At 71.8% G+C, this 23,602-nt stretch carries 26 protein-coding genes; 17 read left to right on the forward strand and 9 right to left on the reverse strand.

Going from position 1 to position 23,602, the window contains the following annotated elements:
- Positions 1–179 precede the first annotated feature (179 nt).
- Both ASC58_RS18155 and ASC58_RS18160 read left to right on the forward strand, forming a co-directional pair.
- Complete coding sequence (locus ASC58_RS18155) at positions 180–1,463, forward strand: aspartate kinase (RefSeq protein ID WP_056915807.1); 1,284 nt, start codon at positions 180–182, stop codon at positions 1,461–1,463.
- Positions 1,460–2,548 (forward strand): aspartate-semialdehyde dehydrogenase, encoded by a 1,089-nt coding sequence (locus ASC58_RS18160; RefSeq protein WP_056915806.1) that lies wholly within the window; start codon positions 1,460–1,462, stop codon positions 2,546–2,548. The genes ASC58_RS18155 and ASC58_RS18160 overlap by 4 nt, the downstream gene beginning before the upstream one ends.
- Before the next feature lie 34 nt (positions 2,549–2,582).
- On the opposite strand, the gene ASC58_RS18165 is transcribed toward ASC58_RS18160, so the two are convergent.
- Positions 2,583–3,077 (reverse strand): hypothetical protein, encoded by a 495-nt coding sequence (locus ASC58_RS18165; protein WP_056915805.1) that lies wholly within the window; start codon positions 3,075–3,077, stop codon positions 2,583–2,585.
- 131 nt (positions 3,078–3,208) lie between these two features.
- Here ASC58_RS18165 and ASC58_RS18170 point away from each other — a divergent pair, with 131 nt between their 5' ends.
- Together ASC58_RS18170 and ASC58_RS18175 are read left to right on the forward strand one after the other, a co-directional pair.
- Positions 3,209–4,069 carry a LytR C-terminal domain-containing protein gene (locus ASC58_RS18170; protein WP_056920267.1) on the forward strand — a complete coding sequence of 287 codons (861 nt, stop codon included), beginning with the start codon at positions 3,209–3,211 and terminating at the stop codon, positions 4,067–4,069.
- Between the two features lie 93 nt (positions 4,070–4,162).
- A complete protein-coding gene (locus ASC58_RS18175; protein WP_056920268.1) occupies positions 4,163–5,149 on the forward strand; it encodes a M15 family metallopeptidase in 987 nt (328 codons plus the stop codon).
- Here the strand turns inward: ASC58_RS18175 and ASC58_RS18180 are convergent.
- Positions 5,082–5,507, reverse strand: a complete 426-nt coding sequence (locus ASC58_RS18180) for a hypothetical protein (protein ID WP_056920269.1) — start codon at positions 5,505–5,507, stop codon at positions 5,082–5,084. The genes ASC58_RS18175 and ASC58_RS18180 overlap by 68 nt on opposite strands.
- 1 nt (position 5,508) lies before the next feature.
- Here ASC58_RS18180 and ASC58_RS18185 point away from each other — a divergent pair, with 1 nt between their 5' ends.
- From ASC58_RS18185 to ASC58_RS18205, 5 genes are all read left to right on the forward strand, one after another.
- The gene (locus ASC58_RS18185; RefSeq protein ID WP_056920270.1) at positions 5,509–6,054 is read left to right on the forward strand and encodes a L,D-transpeptidase; all 546 of its coding nucleotides are present in this window, start codon (positions 5,509–5,511) and stop codon (positions 6,052–6,054) included.
- A 43-nt stretch (positions 6,055–6,097) separates the two neighbouring features.
- The gene (locus ASC58_RS18190; protein ID WP_056920271.1) at positions 6,098–7,297 is read left to right on the forward strand and encodes a pyrophosphate--fructose-6-phosphate 1-phosphotransferase; all 1,200 of its coding nucleotides are present in this window, start codon (positions 6,098–6,100) and stop codon (positions 7,295–7,297) included.
- Between the two features lie 187 nt (positions 7,298–7,484).
- On the forward strand, positions 7,485–8,030 hold the full coding sequence (locus ASC58_RS18195; RefSeq protein WP_056920272.1) for a hypothetical protein: 546 nt from the start codon (positions 7,485–7,487) through the stop codon (positions 8,028–8,030).
- A 28-nt stretch (positions 8,031–8,058) separates the two neighbouring features.
- The gene (locus ASC58_RS18200) at positions 8,059–8,835 is read left to right on the forward strand and encodes an HNH endonuclease signature motif containing protein (protein WP_304438402.1); all 777 of its coding nucleotides are present in this window, start codon (positions 8,059–8,061) and stop codon (positions 8,833–8,835) included.
- 83 nt (positions 8,836–8,918) lie between these two features.
- Positions 8,919–10,619, forward strand: a complete 1,701-nt coding sequence (locus tag ASC58_RS18205; RefSeq protein ID WP_056920274.1) for an AMP-binding protein — start codon at positions 8,919–8,921, stop codon at positions 10,617–10,619.
- 60 nt (positions 10,620–10,679) lie between these two features.
- On the opposite strand, the gene ASC58_RS18210 is transcribed toward ASC58_RS18205, so the two are convergent.
- Genes ASC58_RS18210 through ASC58_RS18220 form a run of 3 tightly spaced genes read right to left on the reverse strand, consistent with a single transcriptional unit; the run spans position 10,680 to position 12,876 of the window.
- Positions 10,680–11,612: a hypothetical protein gene (locus ASC58_RS18210; RefSeq protein WP_157598568.1), complete on the reverse strand. Its 933-nt coding sequence runs from the start codon at positions 11,610–11,612 to the stop codon at positions 10,680–10,682.
- Positions 11,613–11,623: 11 nt separating this feature from the next.
- Positions 11,624–12,187: an RNA polymerase sigma factor gene (locus ASC58_RS18215; RefSeq protein WP_056920276.1), complete on the reverse strand. Its 564-nt coding sequence runs from the start codon at positions 12,185–12,187 to the stop codon at positions 11,624–11,626.
- Positions 12,188–12,246: 59 nt separating this feature from the next.
- Positions 12,247–12,876 (reverse strand): hypothetical protein, encoded by a 630-nt coding sequence (locus ASC58_RS18220; protein WP_056920277.1) that lies wholly within the window; start codon positions 12,874–12,876, stop codon positions 12,247–12,249.
- A 223-nt stretch (positions 12,877–13,099) separates the two neighbouring features.
- On the opposite strand from ASC58_RS18220, the gene ASC58_RS18225 reads away from it, so the two are divergent.
- The 6 genes from ASC58_RS18225 (at position 13,100) to ASC58_RS18250 (ending at position 18,061) form a co-directional block, all read left to right on the forward strand.
- A complete protein-coding gene (locus ASC58_RS18225; protein WP_056920278.1) occupies positions 13,100–13,651 on the forward strand; it encodes an excalibur calcium-binding domain-containing protein in 552 nt (183 codons plus the stop codon).
- Positions 13,652–13,860: 209 nt separating this feature from the next.
- Positions 13,861–15,102, forward strand: a complete 1,242-nt coding sequence (locus tag ASC58_RS18230; protein WP_056915794.1) for a hypothetical protein — start codon at positions 13,861–13,863, stop codon at positions 15,100–15,102.
- Positions 15,102–15,560, forward strand: a complete 459-nt coding sequence (locus ASC58_RS18235) for a hypothetical protein (RefSeq protein ID WP_056915793.1) — start codon at positions 15,102–15,104, stop codon at positions 15,558–15,560. Before ASC58_RS18230 ends, ASC58_RS18235 begins: the two co-directional genes overlap by 1 nt.
- Positions 15,561–15,574: 14 nt before the next feature.
- A complete protein-coding gene (locus tag ASC58_RS18240) occupies positions 15,575–16,336 on the forward strand; it encodes a hypothetical protein (protein WP_056920279.1) in 762 nt (253 codons plus the stop codon).
- Positions 16,333–17,331, forward strand: a complete 999-nt coding sequence (locus ASC58_RS20795) for a hypothetical protein (RefSeq protein WP_082553441.1) — start codon at positions 16,333–16,335, stop codon at positions 17,329–17,331. Before ASC58_RS18240 ends, ASC58_RS20795 begins: the two co-directional genes overlap by 4 nt.
- Positions 17,324–18,061, forward strand: a complete 738-nt coding sequence (locus tag ASC58_RS18250) for a hypothetical protein (protein ID WP_056920281.1) — start codon at positions 17,324–17,326, stop codon at positions 18,059–18,061. Before ASC58_RS20795 ends, ASC58_RS18250 begins: the two co-directional genes overlap by 8 nt.
- Here ASC58_RS18250 and ASC58_RS18255 read toward each other — a convergent pair.
- Both ASC58_RS18255 and ASC58_RS21300 read right to left on the reverse strand, forming a co-directional pair.
- Positions 18,009–19,142 (reverse strand): NAD-dependent epimerase/dehydratase family protein, encoded by a 1,134-nt coding sequence (locus tag ASC58_RS18255; protein WP_162246876.1) that lies wholly within the window; start codon positions 19,140–19,142, stop codon positions 18,009–18,011. The two genes, ASC58_RS18250 and ASC58_RS18255, sit on opposite strands and share 53 nt — an antisense overlap.
- A complete protein-coding gene (locus tag ASC58_RS21300; RefSeq protein ID WP_162246877.1) occupies positions 19,139–21,121 on the reverse strand; it encodes a DUF362 domain-containing protein in 1,983 nt (660 codons plus the stop codon). Before ASC58_RS21300 ends, ASC58_RS18255 begins: the two co-directional genes overlap by 4 nt.
- A gap of 58 nt (positions 21,122–21,179) precedes the next feature.
- Between ASC58_RS21300 and ASC58_RS18265 the strand changes: the two genes are divergently transcribed.
- Positions 21,180–21,428, forward strand: a complete 249-nt coding sequence (locus ASC58_RS18265; RefSeq protein ID WP_056915787.1) for a DUF2630 family protein — start codon at positions 21,180–21,182, stop codon at positions 21,426–21,428.
- A 99-nt stretch (positions 21,429–21,527) separates the two neighbouring features.
- Positions 21,528–21,671, forward strand: a complete 144-nt coding sequence (locus ASC58_RS21180) for a hypothetical protein (protein WP_157598569.1) — start codon at positions 21,528–21,530, stop codon at positions 21,669–21,671.
- Positions 21,672–21,717: 46 nt separating this feature from the next.
- Here ASC58_RS21180 and ASC58_RS18270 read toward each other — a convergent pair whose 3' ends face one another.
- Positions 21,718–22,371 (reverse strand): MBL fold metallo-hydrolase, encoded by a 654-nt coding sequence (locus tag ASC58_RS18270; protein WP_056920284.1) that lies wholly within the window; start codon positions 22,369–22,371, stop codon positions 21,718–21,720.
- 11 nt (positions 22,372–22,382) lie between these two features.
- Positions 22,383–23,468, reverse strand: a complete 1,086-nt coding sequence (locus ASC58_RS18275) for an S-(hydroxymethyl)mycothiol dehydrogenase (protein ID WP_056915785.1) — start codon at positions 23,466–23,468, stop codon at positions 22,383–22,385.
- Between the last annotated feature and the right edge of the window lie 134 nt (positions 23,469–23,602).

The raw sequence follows: 23,602 nt of genomic DNA on the forward strand, positions 1-23,602 counted from the left end.
TTGACCGTATCCCTCCGCCGGTGCCGGTGACCGCCGTTTGACGGTGACGCGCCCGCGGGCGTTCCCGTCCGGCATACGGTTGCCGGGTCCCACGATGAGGACGGTCGATAGACTCGGCGCTCCGCGCGTGAACCCCACGCGAGAACCTGCACCGTCGTCTGGTCCCCAGGAGTTCCACCGTGCCGATCGTCGTCCAGAAATACGGCGGCTCATCGCTGGCTGACGCCGCCAGCATCAAGCGGGTCGCCCGCAGGATCGCCGAGGCCAAGAAGGCCGGCAACGACGTCTGCGTCGCAGTCTCGGCGATGGGTGACAGCACCGACGAGCTGCTCGACCTCGCCAACGAGGTCAGCCCGCAGCCACCGCCGCGCGAGATGGACATGCTGCTCACCGCCGGCGAACGCATCTCGATGGCCCTGGTGGCCATGGCCATCGCCGACCTCGGGTACACCGTGCGGTCCTTCACCGGCAGCCAAGCCGGGGTCATCACCGACTCCACGCACGGCAAGGCCCGCATCATCGACGTGACCCCGGGCCGCGTGACCGACGCCCTCGAGAAGGGCCACATCGTCATCGTCGCGGGGTTCCAGGGCGTCAGCCAGGACACGAAGGAGATCACCACCCTCGGCCGGGGTGGCACCGACACCACGGCCGTCGCGCTCGCCGCCGCGCTGGGCGCCGACGTGTGCGAGATCTACACCGATGTCGACGGTGTCTTCACCGCCGACCCGCGCATCGTGCCGGCGGCCCGCAAGATCGACCGGATCTCCAACGAGGAGATGCTCGAGCTCGCCGCGTCCGGCTCCAAGGTGCTCCACCTGCGCAGCGTCGAGTACGCCCGCCGGTTCGGCATCCCGATCCACGTCCGCAGCTCCTTCTCAGCGAAGGAGGGCACCATCGTCACGGACGCCCCAGCCCCCACCACCCCCGCAGGAGACACCGTGGAAGCCCCCATCATCGCCGGTGTCGCCCACGACCGGAGCGAAGCCAAGATCACGGTCGTCGGCGTCCCCGACCACCCCGGCAAGGCCGCCGAGATCTTCCAGACCTGCGCCAACGCCGAGATCAACATCGACATGATCGTCCAGAACGTGTCCGCGACGGACACGGGCCTGACCGACATCTCGTTCACCTGCCCCAAGACCGACGGCCAGACCGGGGTGCAGGCGCTGAAGAAGGTGCAGGAGTCGGTCGGCTTCAGCTCGATCCAGTACGACGACCAGATCGGCAAGCTGTCGCTCGTCGGCGCCGGGATGCGCTCGCACCCCGGGGTCTCGGCCACGTTCTTCCGGGCGCTGGCCGACACCGGGGTCAACATCGAGATGATCTCCACCTCCGAGATCCGGATCTCCGTGGTGACCCGGGCCGACCTGCTCGACGACGCCGTCCGCGCCGTCCACACGGCCTTCGGCCTGGACTCCGCCGACGGGGAAGCCGTCGTCTACGGAGGCTCCGGACGGTGACCTCCCTCGCCTCCAAGGCTCCCCGCCCGACCCTCGCCCTGGTCGGTGCCACCGGAGCCGTGGGGCGGGTCACGCAGCAGGTGCTCGCGATGCGGGCCGACATCTGGGGCGAGATCCGTGCCGCGGCCGCACCCGAGGACGCCGGCACCGAGCTGGTCGTCTGCGGGCGCGAGGTCGTCGTCCAGGAGCTCACGCCCGAGTTCTTCGACGGCGTCGACATCGCGCTGGTCGACCTGCCGTCGCCGGTTGCGGCCCACTGGGCGCCGATCGCGGCAGCCAGGGGCGTGGTCGTCATCGACAACAGCTCCGCGCTGCGCGGCGACCCCGACATCCCCCTCGTGGTGCCCGAGGTCAACCCGCACCAGGTGCGCAACCGCCCCAAGGGCATCCTGGCCAACCCGGGTGCCACGACGCTGACGATGATCGACGCCCTCGGCGTGCTGCACGCCGGGTGGGAGCTCACCGAGCTCGTCGTCGCCACCTACCAGGCGGCCTCGGGTGCCGGACGAGCCGGTATGGCGCGCCTGTACGACGAGATCGAGGTCGTGGCCGGGCACCGCGAGCTGGGCCACGCGCCCGGGGACGTGCGGCGGCTCATCGAGTTCGAGCTCGGGACGGACTCGCCGTTCCCGGCCCCGCTCGCCATGAACGTGCTGCCGTGGATCGGCGTCGCCGCCGAGGACGGCTGGACCTCCGAGGAGCTGAAGATCCGCAACGAGACCCGCAAGGTGCTGGGCCTGCCCGACCTGCGGGTCTCCGCGACCTGCGTGCGGGTCCCGGTGATCTCCACGCACTCGGTGGCGGTGCACGCGACCTTCGCGCGTCCCATCGACGTCGACGAGGCACGGCAGGCCCTGGTCGAGGCGCCGGCCGTCGTCGTGCTCGACGACCCGGACACGTTCGAGTTCCCCACCCCCAACGACACGGTGGGGTCGGACCCGCGGTTCGCCGGCCGGCTCCGTCAGGCGCTGGACTTCCCCAACACCCTCGACTTCTTCATCTGCGGCGACAACCTCCGCAAGGGTGGGGCGCTCAACATGGTCCAGGTCGCCGAGCTCGTCGCCAAGGACCTCGCGGTCGTCTGAGGTCCCCTCGTCCGGGGTCTGCGGTCGCGCGGACTCAGTCCTCCAGTGCAGCCTTGAGCTCGTCCTTGGCGACAGTGATCCTCAGGTGTCCCGAGGCGGGGAGCTCCAGGGCGACGCACCCTCGCAGGACGTCGACCTGAGGGGTCTCGAGGAGCAGGCAGATGGTCCGGCGACCCGTCGTCGTCAGCGTAAACTCGCCCTTGTCGTCGATCGTCACCAGTGAGCCGCCGGCGCGCGTGACGTCGTCATGTCGCACCCGGCCACCGAGGTAGGCAAGCTCTGCCTGCGGAGGGGTGTCGATCCCTGCCGCGCCGAGGAAGTCGCGCAGCCCGCCGTCGTCGAGCACGGCCAGCCTGCCCCCATCGAGGGGCGTGCCGGCCTTGCCCGCGGCGGCTGCCGAGACGACCGTCCCCTGGAGGGTGTCCGGTCCGCCGCACGCCCCGACGGTGAGCAGCAGGACCGCGCCCGCGGCCAGACCGGGGGCCAGTCGGCCGCGCAGGGCGGTCAGCGAGGTCGGGGGGAAGGTCATGGGGCGACATCCTCGCACCGGGATCGTCACGGCTCGGTGACGAAAGCCGTCGTGAGCGTGTCGCTTGACATGTGACTGGTGTGACTAGTGTGAACATTGTGAAAAGTCGGAGCAGGAGCCAGGGGGTAGGGATGAAGGACGAGGACCACACACCGACGCAGGTGTGGCGCAACCACCGGCTGCGCCAGATCATGCTGTTCGTGACCATCCCGGGTGTGCTGCTCGGGACGGCGAGCATGACCGCGGCCTACTCCAGCGGCTGGATGACCCCGGCGCCGCCGAAGCCGGTCTGCCAGCCGACCGTCGTCCCCGCACCGGCGCGTGGCTCGTTCACCGTCAACGTCATGAACGCCACCGGCGTGGACGGGACCGCGGCCAAGGTCGCCACCGGCCTGACCAAGCGCGCCTTCAAGGTCGGGGGGATCAGCAACGCCCCCGAGTCCTGGTACGTCACCCAGCCGGCGGTGGTCCACCACGGCCCGGCCGGCCTGGACCAGGCCCTCCTCACCGCCGCGCAGATCCCCGGCGCCAAGCTCTTCGAGGACGTCCGCAAGGGCACGTCCGTCGACGTCGTCGTGGGCATCGGCTACAAGGACCTCGTGCCCATGCCCGAGCGGCTCAAGCCGATCCCCTCCGAGGTCTCGGTCAACGTCTACAACACCACCTACAAGACGGGCCTGGCCAAGGTCGTGGCCGACGAGGTCAAGGCCCGCGGCTTCAAGGTCAAGGACGTCTCCAACGACCCGTTGCAGACGATGCAGCTCGGGACCGCCGTGATCCGCTACGGCGAGGACGGCGACCTCGCGGCAGCCCTGCTCAAGCAGCACGTGCCCGGGGCCGAGCTGCTCAAGATCGACCGCAAGGGCACCCGTCTCGACCTCGTCATCGGCAACGCCTACACCGCGCTCACTCCCGAGGCGGACGTGCCGCCGCTGCCCGCGCGACCCAGGTCCGAGGTGCCCACGGTCGCCCGTCCCTGCAAGGACGGCTGACCGCACGCCCACCGCGACACCACGGTCCGTCCTGCCGCCGCAGGGCGGACCGTGCTTGTCCGGGCGGGACGAAACGGGCACAGTGGTGCCCCGATGAGCTCCCCCCGCCGGTATGCCGTGTCCTTCCTCGCGCTGTCCCTCGCCCTGACCGTCGCCCTGACCGCGGGGTGTGGGAACGACCCGTCGCCGAGGGCCTCGGGTGCGGTCCGCGCCACGACGCCGACCTCGACCGCCGTGCCGACCACGTCCGCTCCGACCACGTCTGCTCCCACCACGTCCGCGAGCACCGCCGCGACGACGAGCAGCACGACCACGGCGAGGCGCACGACCTCGACGCCGGTTCGCAAGGCGACCACGCGGCATACCCCGTCGTCGACGTCGACGCCGGTGAGGGCCCCGAAGCCGGTCACGGCGCTGGGGCCGGTGCCGCGGGCAGGGGCCGAGCCCTCGGTGCGGTTCCCGCGCAACGAGCCTGCCGTGGGTTCAGGGGCCAACGCGTCGGTCGGCGCCATCCCCGACGCCGCCTGGGCCAAGATGGTCGGCTACTCGTGGACGGCGGGGTGCCCGGTCGGGCGCAGCCAGCTGCGATGGGTGCGGGTCAACTTCTGGGGGTTCGACGGCAAGCGCTCGCGCGGCTCGATCGTCGTGAACGCCTCGATCGCGGACGAGGCGGCAGCGGCATTCACCCGGCTGTACGAGCTGCAGTTCCGCATCCGGCAGATGAAGCCGATGGGCTCGAGCTGGGGCCACAACCCCAAGGGGCCCGGGGCCGACGACTACGCCGCGATGGAGGCCGACAACACCTCGGCGTTCAACTGCCGCTACGTCGGGGGCGAGGAGGCCAGCAAGGTGTACAGCAAGCACGCGTACGGCACGGCCATCGACGTGAACGACTTCGAGAACCCGTACGTCGCGGACGACGGGACGGTGTACCCGGACCGGTACTTCCTCACCCGTCGCGGCCCGGCTCCGGGGGTCTTCTCCTCGAGCGGGAGTGCCGCGGTCCGGGCGTTCACCTCGCAGGGCCTGCGCTGGGGTGGGCTGTGGAGCAACCCCGACTACCAGCACTTCGACCGATGAAGCGCCCCCGCGCCTCGCTCCCCGCCGTGGCCGCGCCCGTGGTCCTCGGGCTGATGACGCTGACCGCCTGCGGCGACGACCGGCCCTCGACCACGGGGCCGACGACGGGCGCCGCGACCACGACATCGGCGACCTCCTCCTCCAGCACGCCGTCCACCACCACGGTGACTCCCACGCGCACCACCACGACCAGGGCGACCCCCACGCGGACCAGCGCCACGACGCGCAGGGCCACGCCCACCCCGATCCGCACCACGACCCGGTCCACGCCCGCGACCAGGCCCACGCCCGCGAGGACGACGCCGACGTCGAAGCCGAAGCCGAAGCCGAAGCCGTCGCCGGCCACGGCGACGTGCACGGTGCCCTCAGGTGTCCGCGCTGCCCAGGTCGTGCTCGTCGACTCCTCGGGGTCGTCGGCGACGGTGCGTGCCTGTCGCAGGTCCGGGGGCAGGTACCTGCTCGACCTCGGCCCCTACCAGGGGCACGTCGGACGCAACGGCGTCAGCTGGTCCAAGCGCGAGGGCGACCTGAGGACACCGGCGGGGACGTACCCGCTCCGCGGCGGGTTCGGCGTCCGGGCCGACCCGGGGCTCGTGCAGGGGTGGTTCCGGGTCGACGCGAACGACGTCTGGGTCGACGACAGCGCCTCGTCCCTCTACAACACCCACCAGCGCAAGCCCGTCAACGGCCGCTGGAACTCGGCGGAGAACCTCCTCAACACCCCGGCCTACAACTACGCCCAGGTGATCGGCTACAACGAATCGCGCACTGCCGGCAAGGGTTCGGCGATCTTCTTCCACGTGGACACCGGGCGCGGAACCGCCGGCTGCGTCTCGCTCCCGACGGACGCCCTGCTCGCCGTGCTGCGGTGGGAACGGTCCGGCGCCGTGATGTCCATCCGCTGAGGCCGCTCTGGTCGTCCCCACGGCGACACGGCAGAGTGGGGCCATGCCTGTGAAGACCGTCGCCATGCTCACCGCCGGGGGCCTCGCGCCCTGCCTGTCGTCCGCCGTCGGCGGCCTGATCGAGCGGTACACCGAGGTCGCCCCTGATGTGCGGATCCTCGCCTACCGCAACGGATATGCCGGGTTGCTCACCGGTGACTCGGTGGAGGTCACCGAGGACGTGCGCGCGAGCGCCCACCGGCTGCACGCGTTCGGCGGCAGCCCGATCGGCAACAGCCGGGTCAAGCTCACCAACGTCGCCGACTGCGTCAAGAGGGGCCTCGTCCAGGAGGGGCAGGACCCGTTGCACGTGGCGGCCGAGCAGCTGAGCCGCGACGGTGTCGACGTCCTGCACACGATCGGCGGCGACGACACCAACGGCACCGCAGCCGACCTCGCGGCCTACCTGCACTCGAACGGCTACGAGCTCACCGTGGTGGGCCTGCCCAAGACGATCGACAACGACGTCGTGCCGATCCGCCAGTCCCTCGGCGCCTGGACGGCCGCCGAGCAGGGGGCGGTCTACGCGCGCAACATCATCGCCGAGCACTCCTCCAACCCCCGCATGCTCATCGTCCACGAGGTCATGGGCCGCAACTGCGGGTGGCTCACCGCAGCCACGGCGCTCGAGCACCACCGCTGGGTCCAGGGGTCGCAGTTCGCGGGCTGGCTCGAGAACTCGCCCGAGCGGTGGGACGTCCACGCAGTCTTCGTCCCCGAGCGCCCGTTCGACATCGCCGAGGAGGCCAAGCGGCTGCGGGCGGTCATGGACGAGTCCGACGGCGTGAACCTGTTCATCTCCGAGGGTGCCGGCCTCGCCGAGATCGTCGCCTCCCTCGAGGAGTCCGGGGCCGAGGTCCCGCGCGACCCGTTCGGGCACGTGCAGATCGACAAGATCAACCCTGGTCAGTGGTTCGGCAAGCAGTTCGCCGAGCTGCTCGGGGCGGACAAGGTGCTCGTGCAGAAGAGCGGGTACTTCTCACGCTCGGCCGCGGCCAACGACGCCGACCTCGCCCTCATCCGCCAGTGCACGGACTTCGCCGTCGATGCCGCCCTGCGGGGCGACTCCGGCGTCGTCGGGCAGGACGAGGAGCGGGGTGACGAGCTGCGGGCCATCGAGTTCGACCGGATCAAGGGTGGCAAGGCGTTCGACGCGTCGCAGGCCTGGTTCACCGGTTTGCTCGCGGACCTCGGCCAGGCGTAGGAGCTCCACCCGCTCTCTGTCTGGCCCCTGTCCACAGGGGTGGGCTGCGGGAGGTTGCGGTCCACAGGCCCGGCCGTTCCCGGTTGACATCGTCGTGCCTGGCATGGCGCGAAATGTGTTGCAGTGCAACGTCTTTCGTCGGCGCTCGGATTGAGCCGTTGTCGGTGGTCGCCGGTAGTGTCGTGGCATGGATCAGGGGTTGACGTTGGTGCAGCGACGCGAGTCGATCGCGGCTGCCCGGGTGGCGTTGGTCGGTCTGGGGGACTGGTTGTGGCAGGCCGGTGGGGGTGCGGTTGGTGGTGTCGTTGGTTTGGCTGAGTTGTTGGGTGAGGTCGATGGGTTGGGGGCTGCGTGTGATGCGGCCCGGGTGGCGGTGGTGGGTGAGGCGATCGAGCGTGGTGAGCCCGGTAGCGGGCCGGAGGCGTTGGGTGTGGTGTCGTGGGTGCGTCGTCATGCGCCGTCGACGCGGGCGGGTGGTGCGCGGGCGGTGGTGGAGGTTGCTGCGGCGTTCGGCAAGGCGGYCAATGCGCCGGTGAGGGCTGCGGTGCAGGCGGGGGTGTTGCCGGTGCGGTCGGCGGCGGTGGTGGTGGCCGAGGCGGACCGGTTGCGKCCGGTGCTGGTCGCGGGTGCTGAGCCGCATGTCGTCGATGGTCTGGTCGCGATGGCGGTCGAGCATGGTCCGCGGGGGTGTCGGATGCTGCGGCCGGCCGCCGGTGCTGGTCGCGGGTGCTGAGCCGCATGTCGTCGATGGTCTGGTCGCGATGGCGGTCGAGCATGGTCCGCGGGGGTGTCGGATGCTGCGGCCGGCGTTGTTGGCCAGGTATGGCCGGGAGGGGCAGCTGCAGTCCGAGCAGGACGTGGCGCGGCGGTTCGTGGCGTTGTCGCAGCCGGTGGAGGACGGGACCGGGGTTGCGGAGTACCRSYTGGTGCTSGACASCGAGGGSAGGGCSGTGCTGGAGGCGGCGTTGGGGCCGTTGTCGGCGCCGCGTCCGGTGGACGGTGAGCGGGACCTGCGCAGCTGTGATCGGCGTCGGGGTGAGGCGTTGGTGGCGTTGGTGCGCCGGGCTGTGGCAGCGGGTGAGGGGGTGGGTCCGAACGCGAAGACGCAGCTSGTGGTGACGATGGACTGGGCCGGGTTGGCGGCCGGGGTGCGTGGGGCTGGGGTGACGGTCGGTGGTCCGGATGCTGGGGTGTTGGTGGCCCCGGAGACGGTGCGCCGGTTGGCGTGTGAGGCGTCGGTGTTGCCGGTGGTGTTGGGGTCGGGTGGTGAGGTGGTGGACCAGGGCCGGGTGGTGCGGTTGTTCACCACGGCTCAGGTGCGCCGGTTGTGGTTGCGGGACGGGGGTTGTTCGTTCCCGGGGTGTTCGATGCCGCCGCAGTGGACTGATGCGCATCATCTGGTGCACTGGGCCGATTTCGGTCGTTCGGACCTGGGTAATGCGGCGTTGCTGTGCGAACGGCACCACACGATCGTGGACCTGACGTTGGGCAGCTACGACCAGCTCCTGGCTCGCCGGGCTGCGCAGGAGCCAGCGTGACCCCGCCCCACACCCCGCCAGGGACGGTGGGGTGGTCGCCGTGCCCTTGCGGTGCCTGCGGTCCCGTAGGAGGGTCAGGTGCCATGGCCACCACACCCGCGACCGCGGCATACCGATCGGCACGTGACCAGCTCGTCAGCCTCTCCGGGCAGCACGAGCGGGCCCTGGCAGAGTTCCGCTGGCCGGACGTGGGTGAGACGTTCAACTGGGCGGTCGAGTGGTTCGACGCGGTGGCGCGAGGGAACGAGCGGCTGGCCCTGTGGGTCGTGGAGGAGGACGGTTCCGAGCAGCGGATCACCTACGACGAGATGGCGACCCGCTCGGACCAGGTGGCGGTGTGGTTGTCCGGGCTCGGGGTCTCCAAGGGCGACCACGTGCTCCTCATGCTCGGCAACCAGGTCGAGCTCTGGGAGACGATGTTGGCCGTCGCCAAGCTGGGTGCCGTCATCATGCCGACCACCGCGGCGCTCGGGCCGGCCGACCTGCGTGACCGCGTCGACCGTGGTGGGGCGCGGGTGGTGGTCGCCAACCTCGCCGACACCGCGAAGTTCGAGGAGGTGCCCGGGGACTACCTGCGTGTCGCCGTGGGTGGTGGTGACGGCTGGCACGACTACGCGGACTCCCATGCCGCGCAAGGACATCCGTTCGAGACAGTCACGGCTGCGACCGATCCGCTGCTCGTCTACTTCACGTCCGGGACGACCAGCAAGCCCAAGCTCGTCGAGCACACGCAGGTCTCCTACCCCGTCGGCCACCTGTCCACCATGTACTGGATCGGCGGCCGTCCCGGCGACGTGCACCTCGCGATCAGCTCGCCGGGCTGGGCCAAGCACGCCTGGTCGTGCTTCTTCGCCCCCTGGATCGCCGAGGCGACGATCTTCGTCTACAACTACGCGCGGTTCGACGCGGCGTCGCTGCTCGACCAGATCCGCCGGGCCGGGGTGACGACGTTCTGTGCGCCGCCGACGGTGTGGCGCATGCTGATCCAGGCCGACCTCGGTGGCGGGAGCGGGGCGCTGCGCGAGCTGCTGGCCGCCGGGGAGCCGCTCAACCCCGAGGTCATCAGCCAGGTCGAGAAGGCCTGGGGCCTGACCATCCGGGACGGGTACGGACAGACGGAGACGACCCTGCAGATCGGCAACATCGCGGGGGAACCCCTCAAGCCGGGTTCGATGGGCCGGCCGATGCCCGGGGTGCCGGTGGCGCTCGTCGATCCCCTGACGGGGGTGGAGGGCGAGGAGGGCGAGATCGTCCTCGACCTGTCCAAGTACCCCGTCAACCTCATGACCGGCTACCTCGGCGACGCGCAACGCCAGGCCGACGCGATGGCTGACGGCTGGTACCACACCGGCGACGTCGCCTCCCGGGACGCGGACGGCTACATCACCTACATCGGCCGCACCGACGACGTCTTCAAGGCCAGCGACTACAAGATCTCCCCCTTCGAGCTGGAGAGCGTCCTCATCGAACACCCTGCCGTGGCGGAGGCGGCAGTGGTGCCCGCCCCCGACCACACGCGGCTCGCCGTCCCCAAGGCGTATGTCGCGCTGGCGGCCGGGTGGGAGCCGGACGCCGAGACGGCCAAGGCGATCCTCGGCTACGCGCGTGAGCACCTCGCACCATACCTGCGGGTTCGCCGGGTGGAGTTCTTCGAGCTGCCCAAGACCATCTCGGGCAAGATCCGCCGCGTGGAGCTGCGCGACCGGGAGCAGCGCGCGTTCGACGGTGGACGGTCGCTGTCCGAGGAGTTCCGGGACGACCAGTTCCCCGAGCTCAAGGGCTGAGCCGCCCACCGACGATGGACGTGCCGCGCGGGGACGGGTCGCCGGTCGATCGCCGGACCATCACGGACTGGTGAGGGGCGCTCCCTGCGCCACGTCGGACCCACGGTCGCCATCGTCCGAACCGCCGGAGCCGCTGCCCGAACCGCTGCGTCCGGAGCCGTCGTCCGACGAGGTGTCGTTCCCTTCGCCCGAGTCGTCATCACCCCCGTGGGTGCTGGTCCCGGTGCTCTCGTCGGTGTCGTCACCGTGCGATGCGGAGCTCGCGTCGTCGTCGGGCGACTCCGAGGTCCGGGGGACCGAGGAGGCCTGGTCGTCGTCCCCATCACCGTGCTCGCCGTCCCGGCCCTGCTCGTGCTGGCTCTCGTCGCCGTGGCGACCTGTGGTGGCCGCTGCTGCACCGTGGGAGCTCGCGTCGCGAGGAGTCGTCGCGGAGTCGCCTGCATGGTCGTCGGCGTGGTCGTCGGTGGGCTTGTCGGCACCGACGCCGGCGAGGCCACCGGTGGCCGCGGGCATCGGGGGGACGACCGGGAGCCTGCTCGGCGTCGTGCCGGCAGGGTGCGGGCTCCCGGGATGCACGACCACGGCGGGGGGCAGGGTGGGTGACGCCGGGGCCCGTTCGGCCCGGAAGCCACCGATCGCCGCGGCCGCGGTGGCCGTCACCAACAGGATGCCGGCGACTGCTGTCGTCCCCGTGGCGAGGTGACGAGCATGCCCCTGACGGCGACGGCCGAGCTCGTCAGCGGGCCGCGGCACCGCGGATCCTCCGCCGGACGCGCCGGACGCGCCGGACGTGCCGGACGTGCCGGACGTGCCGGACGTCAGCAGGACGGCGAGCTCGCCGACGGGCTCGGGGGCGGGGTCCTGGCCGAGGACCCGCAGCGCGTCGAGGGCAGCATCCAGTGCTGCGTCGCCCGAGGGCAGGTCCCCGCAGAGGATGCCCTCGGCGGTGCGCTCGTCGAGGGAGTCGTCACCGGGCTGGGATGGGAGTGTCATGTCGTCAGGTGTCATCGTCGATCCGTTCCCGGGGTTACGCCCAGGTCGTGTGCGGTGGCTCGCAGGGCCAGCAGGCCGCGGCGCTGGAGCTGTTTGACCGATCCCACGGAACGGCCGAGGGTCGTGGCCGTCTCCTCGAGACTGAGGCCGGCGACGACGCGCAACAGCACGACGTCGCGTTGTCCCTGGTTGAGGCCCTCCACGAGGGCCAGTGCCTGCTGCGTGCCCAGGGTGCGCACCGCAACGGTCTCTGCCGAGTCGCTGGTCCGCTGGTCCGTCGCGGGCTCGTACGGCACGCTGCGCGGCTGCCGTTGCCGGGTCCTCAGCTCGTCGACGACACGGGCGTGAGCCAGGGAGAACGTGAAGGTCCGCAGCCCGGCCGCACCACCGGTGAGGTCGGGCAGCCGGTGGAACAGGGTGAGGAAGACGTCCTGCGTCAGGCCTTCGGGATCGCTGGACCCGTGCGACCGCAGGTACCCCGAAACCCGGGGCGCCAGCGCCTCGTAGATCGAGCGCAGCGCCCCGGGTTCGCCGTCTGTCGCCGCGGCGACCAGCTCGTCGGTGACGGGGTGCACGGGTTCAGGGTCCCAGCGTCCGACCCGCCGTGTGCAGTCCCGGGATCAGTGGTCCCCGCTCAGTCGTCACCGCCGTGGTCGCCGCCGTGGTCGCCGCCGTCGCCGCCGTCGCCGCCGTGGTCACCGTGGTCACCGTGGTCACCGTCGTCACCCTGGTCGTCTCCCTCGTCGTCGTGCGTGGTGGTCGTGGAGCTGGCCGTGGGTGTCGTGGTGTGGGTGGCATCGTGGCCGTGGTCGTCACCTTGGTCCTCGCCTTGGTCCTCGCCCTGGTCCTCGCCCTGGTCCTCGCCCTGGTCGTCGGCGTCCTCGCCGTTGTCGTCGCCGTTGTCGTCACCGGTCTCGGTGGCCGTGGCGGTGTGCGAGTGGCCGCTGTGCGAGTGGTCACCGTGCGTGGGCTCCGAGGTCGCAGACGTCTCGGTGGGCTCGGAGGTCTCGGTCTCGGTCGGCTCGGCCGTCTCGGACTCCGTGGGCTCGGAGGTCTCCGACGTCTCGGTCTCGGTGGGCTCGGTCGTCTCGGACTCCGTGGGCTCGGTCGTGTCGTCGGAGGACGTGGTGACGGACACCGCCGGTCGGGCGTGCGAGACGGGACTGGTGGCGGCCTGGGCGGCGCTGAAGCCGATGGCGCCGAGGACGGCGGCGGCTGCGCCGGCACCGAGGACCTTGCGCCGGATGGGAAGCGTGCGGGCCATGTCAGGTTCCTTGCTGCTCGGGGGGGAGTGGTTCCTTCCACCGTGGTGATCGACCGTCGTGGACCCGGGGTTACGCCAGATGACGTAGTTGACCAAGTCTTTAACCGACCCGACGAGGGTGGATGCGGCCACGCTCTGGTCCAGAAGGACCTGTTGCAGCGAAAGCCGGCGCGAAGGCGACAATCGGCGCGTACTGTCCCCACCAATTCACCTGGGGGAAAACATGCGCAACACCTGGACGATCAAGACAGGTCTGGCCGTCATGGTCATCGCGATGACGGCTGCGTGCGGCGGGGCCGACACGGTCGAGCTGTCGGCCGACGCTCAACCGCTCGCCGCCCAGCCTGGGACGCCGTCGACACGTTCCTCGGCCACCGCCGACCCTGCCGCGGCAGCCAAGGCCGTCGCGGCCGCCAAGGCCAAGGCGCTGGCCACCGCCAAGGCCAAGGCCGAGTCGGCTGCCAAGGCCAAGGCCAAGGCTGCCGCGGCGGCGAAGGCGAAGGCGACAGCGGTCGCGCAGGCAAAGGCGAGAGCGCTTGCTGCGGCGAAGTCCAAGGCCGAGGCCGCGGCGAAGTCCAAGGCGAAGGAGCTGGCTGCGGCGCAAGCCAGAGCGGCCGCCGATGCTGCCGCGGCGGCAAGTGCTGCGCAGGCCAACGTCTACTACGCCAACTGCGACGCGGTTCGGGCCGCCGGTGCAGACCCCATCTCGGTGGGCGACCCCGGCTACTCCCGCAAGCTCGACCGCGACGGTGACGGTGTGGGCTGCGAGAACTGACCTCCCGTCGTAGGGCGGCGTGGTCGGGAGAGTCGCACACTCGTCATACCGGCACAAAGCACAACGGATCGGGCGCGAATTCGCTTGCGGGTGAATGGGATTGGCCATGATCGTTTGCTGTGGGGCCCTATCGGTGCGCTGGGGGCGCCGCTACCGTGAGTTCTGGTGGCCGGTGGGGTCACCGGGTGGTGCAGCAGGCCGGGGAACCTATGCGGACGTACCCATACGCATTTCACGTCGCCCTCGACGGCAACGGGCTGAACGGGCTCGAGGGCCGGGCCGGCGTCTGCCTCTTCCACTACGACCCCGTCACGGGCGACCACGCCTACAAGGTGACGTACTTCGCCGGTGCCTCTGGCGGGCACGCACCCAACGTGGACCCGACCCGTCGGATCGGCTTCCTGGGCAACACCGGTCAGCACCTGTTGTTCTACGACCTCGCGACGCTCGAGGAGGCCGACCGCGTCTCCACCCTGCGGTTCGAGGTTCCCGACACGACGATCAAGGGAAGCACCCACCTGGTCTGGCTCGACGACACCCAGTTCGTCACGTCGATCGGTGAGCACCTGTGGAAGTTCGACGTCAACCGGCTCACCAAGGCCGAGCAGCTCGCGCCGCACAGCCTGAAGATCCCGCACGCCATGAAGCGCACGGCATCCGGCCGGTACATCGTCTACGGGGGGATGGACCACCCCACGCGCGGCGAGGCGCGAGAGGTGGGCATCCTCGACACCGTCACCGGTGACGTCAGGCGGATCGAGCTGCCGACGACCTGCTGGCACGTCGTGTGCCATCCCGTCCTCGACGTCTTCTACGCGATCTCCTTCAGGGTCAACCCTGCTGACCGCTCGGACTGGGAGCACTGGGGCATGGCCTGGCTGCGCCAGTACGCGTTCGAGATCGACGCGGAGGAGGGGCGGGTCGTGCGGCACTGGGCTGCCGACCGTGACCTGCCGGCCCACATCAACTCCGACGTGACGATCTCGGACTCCGAGCTCATCTTCTGCACCGGTGGCAGCCACACGGTGGTGTTCGTCGACCTGCTGACCCTCAGTCAGCACCGCCTCATCGACGAGCACCCCGGTGCGCTGGAGAGCCTGGCGCTCACGAGGCAGTCGGCCAGCTCGATGGCCGAGTCCTTCATGCGGGGCAACGTGTTCGGCAACGCCCACCTGTATGCCGAGTCGCTGCGGGTGAGTCGCGGCGCCCTGGTGGACGGCATCTACGCCTGCCAGCTCTCGGCCGACCAGACGCTGCTGTTCACGGCCAACCGTGGTCAGAACCACATCACCGTCTACGACTACCCGTCCCTCGAGGTGCGGGACCGGATCGTCATGCCCGAGCTGCAGGAGTTCGACCCGGGGCTCGCGCCGTGGGGTGACCCCCGGCTGGGGTTCCACCACTCCTACCTCGTCAGTCCCGAGACCTCCAGCCCGGCAGGAGCACCCTGATGGCCGACTACACGATCGACACCACCGTCTTCGGCGGGAACACCTTCACCTCCGACGTGACGGCGGACGTGAACTCGACCCTGGCCGGTCTCGACGACATGAAGCTGACCCTGGCCGGCGGGACGACGAACACCAACAACGGCGAGAACACCGTGCACACGGACTCGGCGATCACCCTGGCACCGGTCACGACGACGTCGACGGTGAACACGACCTCGCGGCTCGACTCGGCGTCGAGCGTGGACACCACCGCCTCGGTCGACCTCAAGCCGGTGGCCGTCGACACCTGCGTCCGGCTCGAGCTCGGCCCCCCGCCGGCGACCGAGGTGTGCGTGCCGTACGACCAGCAGTGGAGCTGGTCGGTCCTCGGCCTCGAGCTGTTCGCGATCACCGTGCGCGGCAGCACGACGGCCCACATCCGGCCCGAGCACCGCGGACCCGTCGTCATCGACCTCTGAGCCAGGACGCCACCGTGCCGACCACCCGCCGCAAGACCGCTGCCCCGAAGCCGGGCGCTGCGCGCGCCGCCCGCGCCGCCCCGAAACCGGACGCCGCCCGCGCCGCCCGCGCCGCCCGCGCTGCCACGACGGCCACGGCGGCCACGGCAGCTGCGACCGTGGAGGACGGCATCGTCCTGACCGGGCCCCCCGGGCAGCTGCGGGCCACCGTGTCGGTCGAGAACGCGGTGGACCAGCGTCTCGCCATCCGTGGGCTCGCGCTCCACCGGGAGGGGCATGAGCCTGTCGTGGGTTCCGCGGCCGCGGTCATCGCCCCCGGGGCCACGGCCGAGGTGCCGTTGTCGGTACGGCTCGACCCCGGCACCCCGCCGGGGGACCACCGGGCGGAGGTGGAGGTCGGCGGCCTGCGGCGGCAGGTCGTCCTTCGGGTCGAACCCACCGTGGCACTGAGGGTGAGCCCGCGCCGGGTCCTGGCGACCGAGGGCACGCAGGAGCTGACCCTCACCGTCGGCAACGACGGCAACGTCGAGGTGCCGCTCGCGGCGCTGCAACGTGCGCGGACCGACGACGGTGGACCCGATCCCGGCCCTGACATCGACCTCGCCCTCCTCGAACCGGTCGTGGTCCAGCCCGGCACGACGGTGCGGGTCGCCGCGCACGTCATCGTGCCCAAGGGGCTCGACCCCACTCGTCGGCACACCGCCCGCGTCCCCGTCGGCACTGCCGACCTCGACGTCGTCGTCCTTCCCCGCACTGCATCGGAGAGACCGTCATGAGCACCACCGCACCCGAGTACCTTGCCACCCTGCGCGACGGCGTCACCGAGGCCGTGCAGCAGTGGGTCGACCAGTCGACGACCGCCTGGGACCAGTGGGCGCGGGCCTGGGCGCCCGCGGGGGGTATGGCGCCCTGGCTCACCCCCGCCCCCGCGGCACCACCCGGTCCGCACCGGGGCCGGCACCACGACCACGGAGGTCGGTGCACCGAGGGCTGCGGCTGCGGCTGCGGCGAGCACGGGCACGGGGGAGCGGGCCGCGGTCGCCCCCACGGCTGCGGCTGCGGTGAGCACGGTGAGGGGTCCCGGGGCTGCGGCTGTGGTGAGCGCGCAGAAGGCGGCCGGGGCCGCCGTCACTCTCATGGCCGTGGTTGTGGCTGCGGTTGCGACGAACACCGCGAGGGGTCCCAGGGCTGCGGCTGCGACGACCCGTGCCGCTGCTGCGTGCCGGACGCCGACGTCATCGTCCACGCCCGGATCGGGGAGATGCGGGTCGTGCCGTTCCACCTGCGCAATTCGTGGCGGCGTGAGCGCCCCGTGTCCCTCGAGGTCGGCCCGTGGCACTCCTGCGACGGCGAGGACCTCGCCATCCGGGCGGTGCTCGAGGAGGAGTCGATCGTGCTGGCCGGGTGCGAGGACCGGGTCGTCCGCCTCCTCGTGGCCGTCCGGCCGGGGACCAAGGACGACCCCGGCACGAAGGACGACGGCACGAAGACCGACGCAGGCACCCAGGACCCTGCCGCGCCGACCAGTGCCACGAACGCCGACGAGGCGCTCAAGGCGCGGCAGGCGAGGCTCGACGCCCTGCGCAACAGCGGACAGGGCCGCGACATCGGTGACGTGCAGGGATGTGCCACGGCGTACGCCGACGTGCGGTTCGAAGGCTGCGCGCGCCCCCAGCGGGTGGCCGTGGTCGTGCTTCCAGCGGCCTGCGACGCGGTCGACGTGGGCTGTGACTGTGGATGCTGCTGCCAGGAGAGGTGGACCCATGAGTGAACGAACCGGTGGGGGTGACGAGACCCTGGCCCGCATCACGGAGCTGGCGCGGGCGGCCCTGCAGGCCCAGTCGTCGTTGGCCAGGCAGTCGATCGACCTCGGTCGGGCGACCCTGTCCGGCGAGGTCGACCGGACGGCGACCGGCCGGGCGTACGTCGACGCCGTCGCGAGGGAGAGCGCCCGGTACTGGCGGGAGGTCGGCGCCCTCGGACTCGACTACGCCGGTGAGCTGCTGGCCCTGGGCAGTCGGGCGGCGGGACGGGTGATCAGCGAGTCGACGACGGCCGGCGCGGGGTCGCGCGGGAGCCGCGCCCGGCCGGGCCAACGGACCGCCCCGCCCCCGACCGCCACCGCGACCGGTGCGGCCGACGGGACCGGCGGGACCGGCGGGACCGGCGATGGTGCCCCTGCGGTCGTGCCCGTCCTCCTGCGTGCCGCCTCAGGGCAGGTGGCGCAGGCCTCAGTGACGGTCGTGAACCGCCATCCCCGACCACGGCGGATCGAGCTCGCCGCCAGCGAGCTGCGCGACTCCACCGGCACCGTGGTGGCGCTGGAGCTGCGCGTCGACCCGGAGCGCGTGACCATCGGTGCGGGCGAGGAGCACCACGTCCGCGTGGAGGCCGACCTCGACCCGGACCTGGTCCGTCCCGGACAGCGCTACACCGGCACGATCGAGGTCAGCGGCGGCGACGAGGCCACGCTGGAGGTGACCGTCGAGGTCGCGGACTGACGGCGTCGGCCTCGACGAGGGGTGCCGGGACGAGCTCGCGGGCGGCCCGCACCTCCGGGTGCAGGCGCAGCCCCTCCCTCGCCCACCGCGGCAGGTCAGGACTCACCGCCAACCACGCCAGGGACGAGGCCACGGCGGCGCGGGCCGGCCGCGCGGCATACCCGAGGTCGGTGGCCTTCGCGCTGGAGTACCAGTAGAACCGGCCGACCGTGGTGGCCTCGTCGCGGGTCGACAGCGGCGAGGCCCCGGTGAGCGACGCCCACCACTCGCTCGCAGCCGCCACCGCCCAGGCGTTCGGTGCATCGAGCTCGGCGAAGGGTCCCGGCAGGCCAGCGAGGTCGGACACCAACGTGTGCAGCGTGCGCCACGTGACGTCCTCGCCACCGAGGAGGTAGCGCTCGCCGGGGGTGCCGCGCTCGAGCAGCGCGACGTGCCCGGCCCCCACGTCCCGCGCGTCGACGACGTTGCAGCCCCCGGGGAAGGTGCTCCGCGTGGGGTCGAGCAGGTAGCGCAGCACGATGGCGTTGCTCGGGGCGAGCCGCGCGAACGGACCCCCGAGGACCACCGTGGGCAGCGCCAGCACGACGGGTATGCCGTGTGCGGACGAGGCCTCGAGCGCCACCTCCTCCTGGGCGACCTTGCTGGCGTAGTAGGCGGGGGCGGGTTCGTCACCGAGGACGTCGTGCTCGGTGCGCGAACGGGCGGCGCCGGACGACCCACGGGTCACCGAGGAGGAGGTGACGACCGCTCTTCGCACCCCTGCGCGGGCCGCAGCGGCAAGGACGGACCGGGTGCCGTCGCCGTTGACCCGGCTGACCTCCTGTGCCCGGGCTGCACCGAACGCGTAGACGGCGGCGCAGTGGACGAGCCCGTCGCACCCCTCCAGCGCAGCGACCAGCGCCCCCTGGTCGGTGAGGTCCGCGGTCCTGCGGGGGACCGGGAGTCCTCCCACCAGCAGGGGTGCTCCCGGGTCGCCCGAACCCGGCCGGGTCACGGCCACCACGTCGTGCCCCGCGGCCCGTGCGGCCTCGACGACGCGGCCGCCGACGAGCCCGGTGGCCCCGGTGACCGCCACCCTCACCGGGAGCCCCGGACGTGGTGGAAGCCGTGCAGGTCGACGTCCGCGCTGTCGGGCCGGGCGGCCTCGGGTGCCCGGTCGTCCACCCAGGAGCGGGCAGCGCCGAGCAGCAGCTCCAGGGAGCGCGTGAGGAGGGGGTCGGTCGGCGACGTGGGAGGCCGGCCGATCCGGAATTCGCGTCCCTCGAAGCAGGCCTCCAGGTTGTCGAACGTGGTCGTGAAGAAGCGTCGGTAGGCCTCCTCGAGCAACGGCTCACGGAGCTCGGGCAGGGCCGCCAGGTCGATCCCGGCCCACGACGGTGGCAGGCTGAACAGCTGACGCCCACGCACCCGGACCAGCGTGCCGCGGGCGCTCCGGGAAAAGGTCAGGGAGCCGTCGTCGAAGACAGCAGAACCGTTGGGGCTGTGGAGAGTTCGCCAGGTGAGGCGGTGCTCCTCGGGGCCGCGCTCGACGAGCTCGACCTTGCAGACGTCGATGGGCTCCCCACCCCACAGGGCGAGGTAGTTGGGCTGCGGGAGGTAGAGGTTGCGCTCGGCCTGGCGGGTGGTGCCGGGCGCACCACCGGGCACCGTGACCCTCCTCCCGCCGAGGTAGTCGGCCATCAGGCTGATCCCGGCCGCCACGTCGACGCGGGCGACGAACGCGTCGAAGTCCGCCGGCAGGTCACGCGTGGTCTCGAAGACCGTCGCACCGTCGACCACTCGCCAGCGCAGGGCCTCGTCGCCACCCGCTGGAGGCGTCTTGGCTCCGACGAGGGCGTCGAACTCGGCGAAGAACTCGGGCAGCCCGTCGTAGGCACTGCCGTCGAGCGACCCGGGGTCGAACCCCAGGGGCACCACGCGTCGGGGCACCGCCGACTTGTCCAGCCCCGTCTGCCAGGCGCGGACCCCGTGGGCGGTCGCAGCGACCGCGTCGACCACCCCGGACAGGGCGAACGCCCCGACCCCGTCGGCGGCCGCCTCGACCAGCGGGGTGAGCACGGCGCGGACCACCGCCAGCACCGGGTCTGCGGGGGCGGCCCCGGGGTCCGGGCCGCCGATCGAGGCCGACAGGACCCGCTCGAGCTCCGGGTCGGCCGCCAGGCGGACCGCTGCCGCCCGGGCGGCCGGGTGCGGGCCGTGCGTGCCGGCGAACGGGACGACCGCCCCGAGGACCCCGGAACGGGTCGAGGGGCCACCGCGGCCGTCCCCGAACCCGTGGACCCGGCCGTCCCCGGGTCCTGTCCGGCGCCGGGCCAACGCGCCCGCGAACAACCGCGAGCTGCTGCGGTCCTGTCCCAGCAGCCCCGCCACCGCGCCGTCCACGGCCAGGACGTCGGTCCCCACGACGAGGGTGCCGGTGTCGAGCAGCCGGGGCAGGCGCCCGCCGTCCGGACCCACGGCGGCCTCGAGGGCGTCGACGACCACGAGCTGGGGCGGCACGAGGTCGAGCAGGTCGGCGACGACGTCGGCAGGAGCGGCCCCGGCCACCTCCTCGCCGGCACGCAGGAACGGGTCGAGGGCGGCGGCATACCGGTCGAGCAGGTCGGTCACGGCGCGACCGAGGAGCACCCGGGTGCCGGCCCCCGCCCAGACGGTGGAGACCGCGCACCCGTGCAGGACGCTCGCAGGAGGCGCGAGGGTGTGGTCCCCGTTGATGGCCAGGTCCACCACGTCGTAGGAGTGTCCGCGCGGGGTGCGTCCTCCCAGGCCGGCCAGCCGGGCCAGCTCGACGACGGAGTCGTGGCCGCGGTCGCGGTCGTGGGCGCGCAGCCGGAAGCCGATGGTGACGTCACCGGCGCCGCGCTCGACGAGGAGGTCGACCAGCTCGTGGACCACGGCGGACGCCACCGGGGTCGGCTGCGAGAGGCGGGTCAGCACCACGGCGTGACCGCCCACGGCGGGGGCGACCTGCGCAACGGCGGCGGCCAGGGACGCCAGCCCGCCACCCGCGACCACCGTGCCGGCCACAGGGTTCCCGCTCGGCACGCGTGCTGGTGCCACCCGACCATGAAAGCAGCGGACCCTCGCCAGCGGTAGGGGCCGGTGCGATAGTGGGCACATGGCCGACGACATCGACATCCAGCACCACATCAAGGGACTCATCGACGAGGAGCACGGACTCCGGTCGAAGCTCGGGTCCGGCGAGATCAGCGTCGAGGAGGAGAACCAGCGACTGCGCTCCATCGAGGTCGAGCTCGACCAGTGCTGGGACCTGCTGCGGCAGCGCCGGGCCAAGCGGGAGTTCGGCGAGGACCCCGCGGCCGCGCAGGTGCGTGACCCCAAGGTCGTGGAGAGCTACCGCGGCTGAGGCGCACCCCGGGAGCGCGGCGGCGTGGCGCTCACGAGGGTGCAGGGACCCGGCGTAGCCTCGAACGACAGGGCAGGACCCGACGAGAGGGGCACGCCGATGCGCACCATCCAGCAGCTGCACCCGACCCACCACACGTCACGGTGGTGGGTGAGCCACACCGCTGTCGCCGTCGCGGGGGCCATCGTGGTCCTCTACGCCGCCGCCGTGCTCCTGGTGATGCTCGGCCTGTACGTCCTGTAGGTCTCCAGGCCCCTACGTCCTGCAGGCCTCGCGCGGGAGCGCCGGCTCAGTGGCCGCGGTCGATCCACTCCTGCAGGTGCGGTGCCTCGGCGCCGATCACGGTCGAGTCACCGTGCCCGGTGAGGACGACCGTCTCGTCGGGCAGGGTCAGGACCTTGTCGCGGATCGACTCGATGATCGTCCCGAAGTCGCTCCAGGAGCGTCCCGTCGCGCCCGGTCCACCGTTGAACAGGGTGTCGCCGGTGAACAGGACCCCGAGCGCGGGCGCGTAGAGGCAGCACGAGCCGGGGGTGTGGCCCGGCGTGTGGATGACGTGCAGGTCCACGTCGCCGACCGTGACGACCTGGCCGTCGGCCAGCTCGTGGTCGGGGGTGACGGGATACAGCTCGTCCCAGAGCATCCGGTCCGCAGGATGCAGGTATGCCGGGGCGCGGGTGCCGTCGCAGACCTCGCCGACCGCGTTGATGTGGTCGTTGTGGGCGTGGGTCGAGATGACCCCGACGACGCGGCGCTCGCGGTCGATCGACTTCACGATGGCGCGGCCGTCGTGGGCGGCGTCGATGATGACGCACTCCTTGTCGTCGCCCAGCACCCAGACGTTGTTGTCCACGTCCCAGCTGCCGCCGTCGAGCTCGAACTGGCCCGAGGTCACCAGCCGGTCGACCCGCACGCCGCCCGGGGAGGGGGCGATCGACGGCATACCGGAGTCACTCACAGCACCACGACCGAGCGGAGGACCTCGCCGCGCTCCATCTTGTGGAACGCGCCCTCGATGTCGCCGAGCCCGATCCGCTCCGACACGAAGGCGTCGAGGTCGAACCGGCCCTGGCGGTAGAGGTCGACGAGCATGGGGAAGTCGCGCGAGGGCAGGCAGTCGCCGTACCAGCTGGACTTGAGGGCACCACCGCGACCGAAGATCTCGATCATCGGCAGGGTGACCTCCTTGTCGGGGGTCGGGACCCCGACGAGGACCACGGTGCCGGCGAGGTCGCGGGCGTAGAACGCCTGCTCGTAGGTCTCGGGACGGCCGACGGCCTCCACGACGACATCGGCACCGAAGCCGCCGGTGAGCTCGCGGATGCGCTCGACGACGTCCTCGTCCTTGCCGTTGACCGTGTGGGTCGCGCCGAAGGCCCTGGCGCCCTCGAGCTTCCGGTCGTCGACGTCCACGGCGATGATCGTCGTGGCGCCGGCCACGGCGGAACCCGCGATCGCAGCGTTGCCGACCCCGCCGCAGCCGATGACGGCCACCGAGTCCCCCCGGCCGACGCCGCCGGTGTTGACGGCCGCGCCGAAGCCGGCCATGACCCCGCAGCCCAGCAGGCCCACGGCGGCGGCGTCCGCCTCGGCGTCGACCTTGGTGCACTGGCCGGCGGCGACGAGGGTCTTCTCGATGAAGGCGCCGATCCCGAGCGCGGGGGAGAGCTCGGTGCCGTCCTCGAGCGTCATCTTCTGCTTGGCGTTGTGGGTGTTGAAGCAGTACCAGGGCTTGCCCTTGGCGCAGGCGCGGCACTGTCCGCAGACCGCGCGCCAGTTGAGGATGACGAAGTCACCGGGCGCGACGTCGGTGACGCCCTCGCCGACGGCCTCGACCACCCCGGCAGCCTCGTGCCCGAGCAGGAACGGGAACTCGTCGTTGATGCCACCCTCGCGGTAGTGCAGGTCGGTGTGGCACACCCCGCACGACTGGATCTGGACGACCGCCTCGCCGGGGCCGGGGTCTGGCACGACGATGTCGACGAGCTCGACGTCGGCACCCTTGCTGCGGGCGATGACGCCCTTGACGGTCTGTGGCATGGGACGACCCTATGCGCGGTGGGAGAGGCCTGCCACAGCCGGGCTCGTCGCCGACCAGCGGTCGGAACCTCCTCGTCCGATCGGCTGGTACTGGTCGTCCCACGGCCCAAACAACGCTGAACCGCCGCATTCGG

Origin of the sequence: Phycicoccus sp. Root101 (assembly GCF_001426245.1) — a bacterium.
GTDB lineage: Bacteria > Actinomycetota > Actinomycetes > Actinomycetales > Dermatophilaceae > Pedococcus.

Coding starts and splice junctions, on each gene's coding strand:
- ASC58_RS18265 (WP_056915787.1), top strand. CDS start 21,180: ATGGCCGACGACATCGACATCCAGCACCACATCAAGGGACTCATCGAC.
- ASC58_RS18210 (WP_157598568.1), bottom strand. CDS start 11,612: ATGACACTCCCATCCCAGCCCGGTGACGACTCCCTCGACGAGCGCACC.
- ASC58_RS18250 (WP_056920281.1), top strand. CDS start 17,324: ATGAGTGAACGAACCGGTGGGGGTGACGAGACCCTGGCCCGCATCACG.
- ASC58_RS18170 (WP_056920267.1), top strand. CDS start 3,209: ATGAAGGACGAGGACCACACACCGACGCAGGTGTGGCGCAACCACCGG.
- ASC58_RS18275 (WP_056915785.1), bottom strand. CDS start 23,468: ATGCCACAGACCGTCAAGGGCGTCATCGCCCGCAGCAAGGGTGCCGAC.
- ASC58_RS18235 (WP_056915793.1), top strand. CDS start 15,102: ATGGCCGACTACACGATCGACACCACCGTCTTCGGCGGGAACACCTTC.
- ASC58_RS18270 (WP_056920284.1), bottom strand. CDS start 22,371: ATGCCGTCGATCGCCCCCTCCCCGGGCGGCGTGCGGGTCGACCGGCTG.
- ASC58_RS20795 (WP_082553441.1), top strand. CDS start 16,333: ATGAGCACCACCGCACCCGAGTACCTTGCCACCCTGCGCGACGGCGTC.
- ASC58_RS18205 (WP_056920274.1), top strand. CDS start 8,919: ATGGCCACCACACCCGCGACCGCGGCATACCGATCGGCACGTGACCAG.
- ASC58_RS18225 (WP_056920278.1), top strand. CDS start 13,100: ATGCGCAACACCTGGACGATCAAGACAGGTCTGGCCGTCATGGTCATC.
- ASC58_RS18220 (WP_056920277.1), bottom strand. CDS start 12,876: ATGGCCCGCACGCTTCCCATCCGGCGCAAGGTCCTCGGTGCCGGCGCA.
- ASC58_RS18175 (WP_056920268.1), top strand. CDS start 4,163: ATGAGCTCCCCCCGCCGGTATGCCGTGTCCTTCCTCGCGCTGTCCCTC.
- ASC58_RS18165 (WP_056915805.1), bottom strand. CDS start 3,077: ATGACCTTCCCCCCGACCTCGCTGACCGCCCTGCGCGGCCGACTGGCC.
- ASC58_RS21180 (WP_157598569.1), top strand. CDS start 21,528: ATGCGCACCATCCAGCAGCTGCACCCGACCCACCACACGTCACGGTGG.
- ASC58_RS18190 (WP_056920271.1), top strand. CDS start 6,098: ATGCCTGTGAAGACCGTCGCCATGCTCACCGCCGGGGGCCTCGCGCCC.
- ASC58_RS18230 (WP_056915794.1), top strand. CDS start 13,861: ATGCGGACGTACCCATACGCATTTCACGTCGCCCTCGACGGCAACGGG.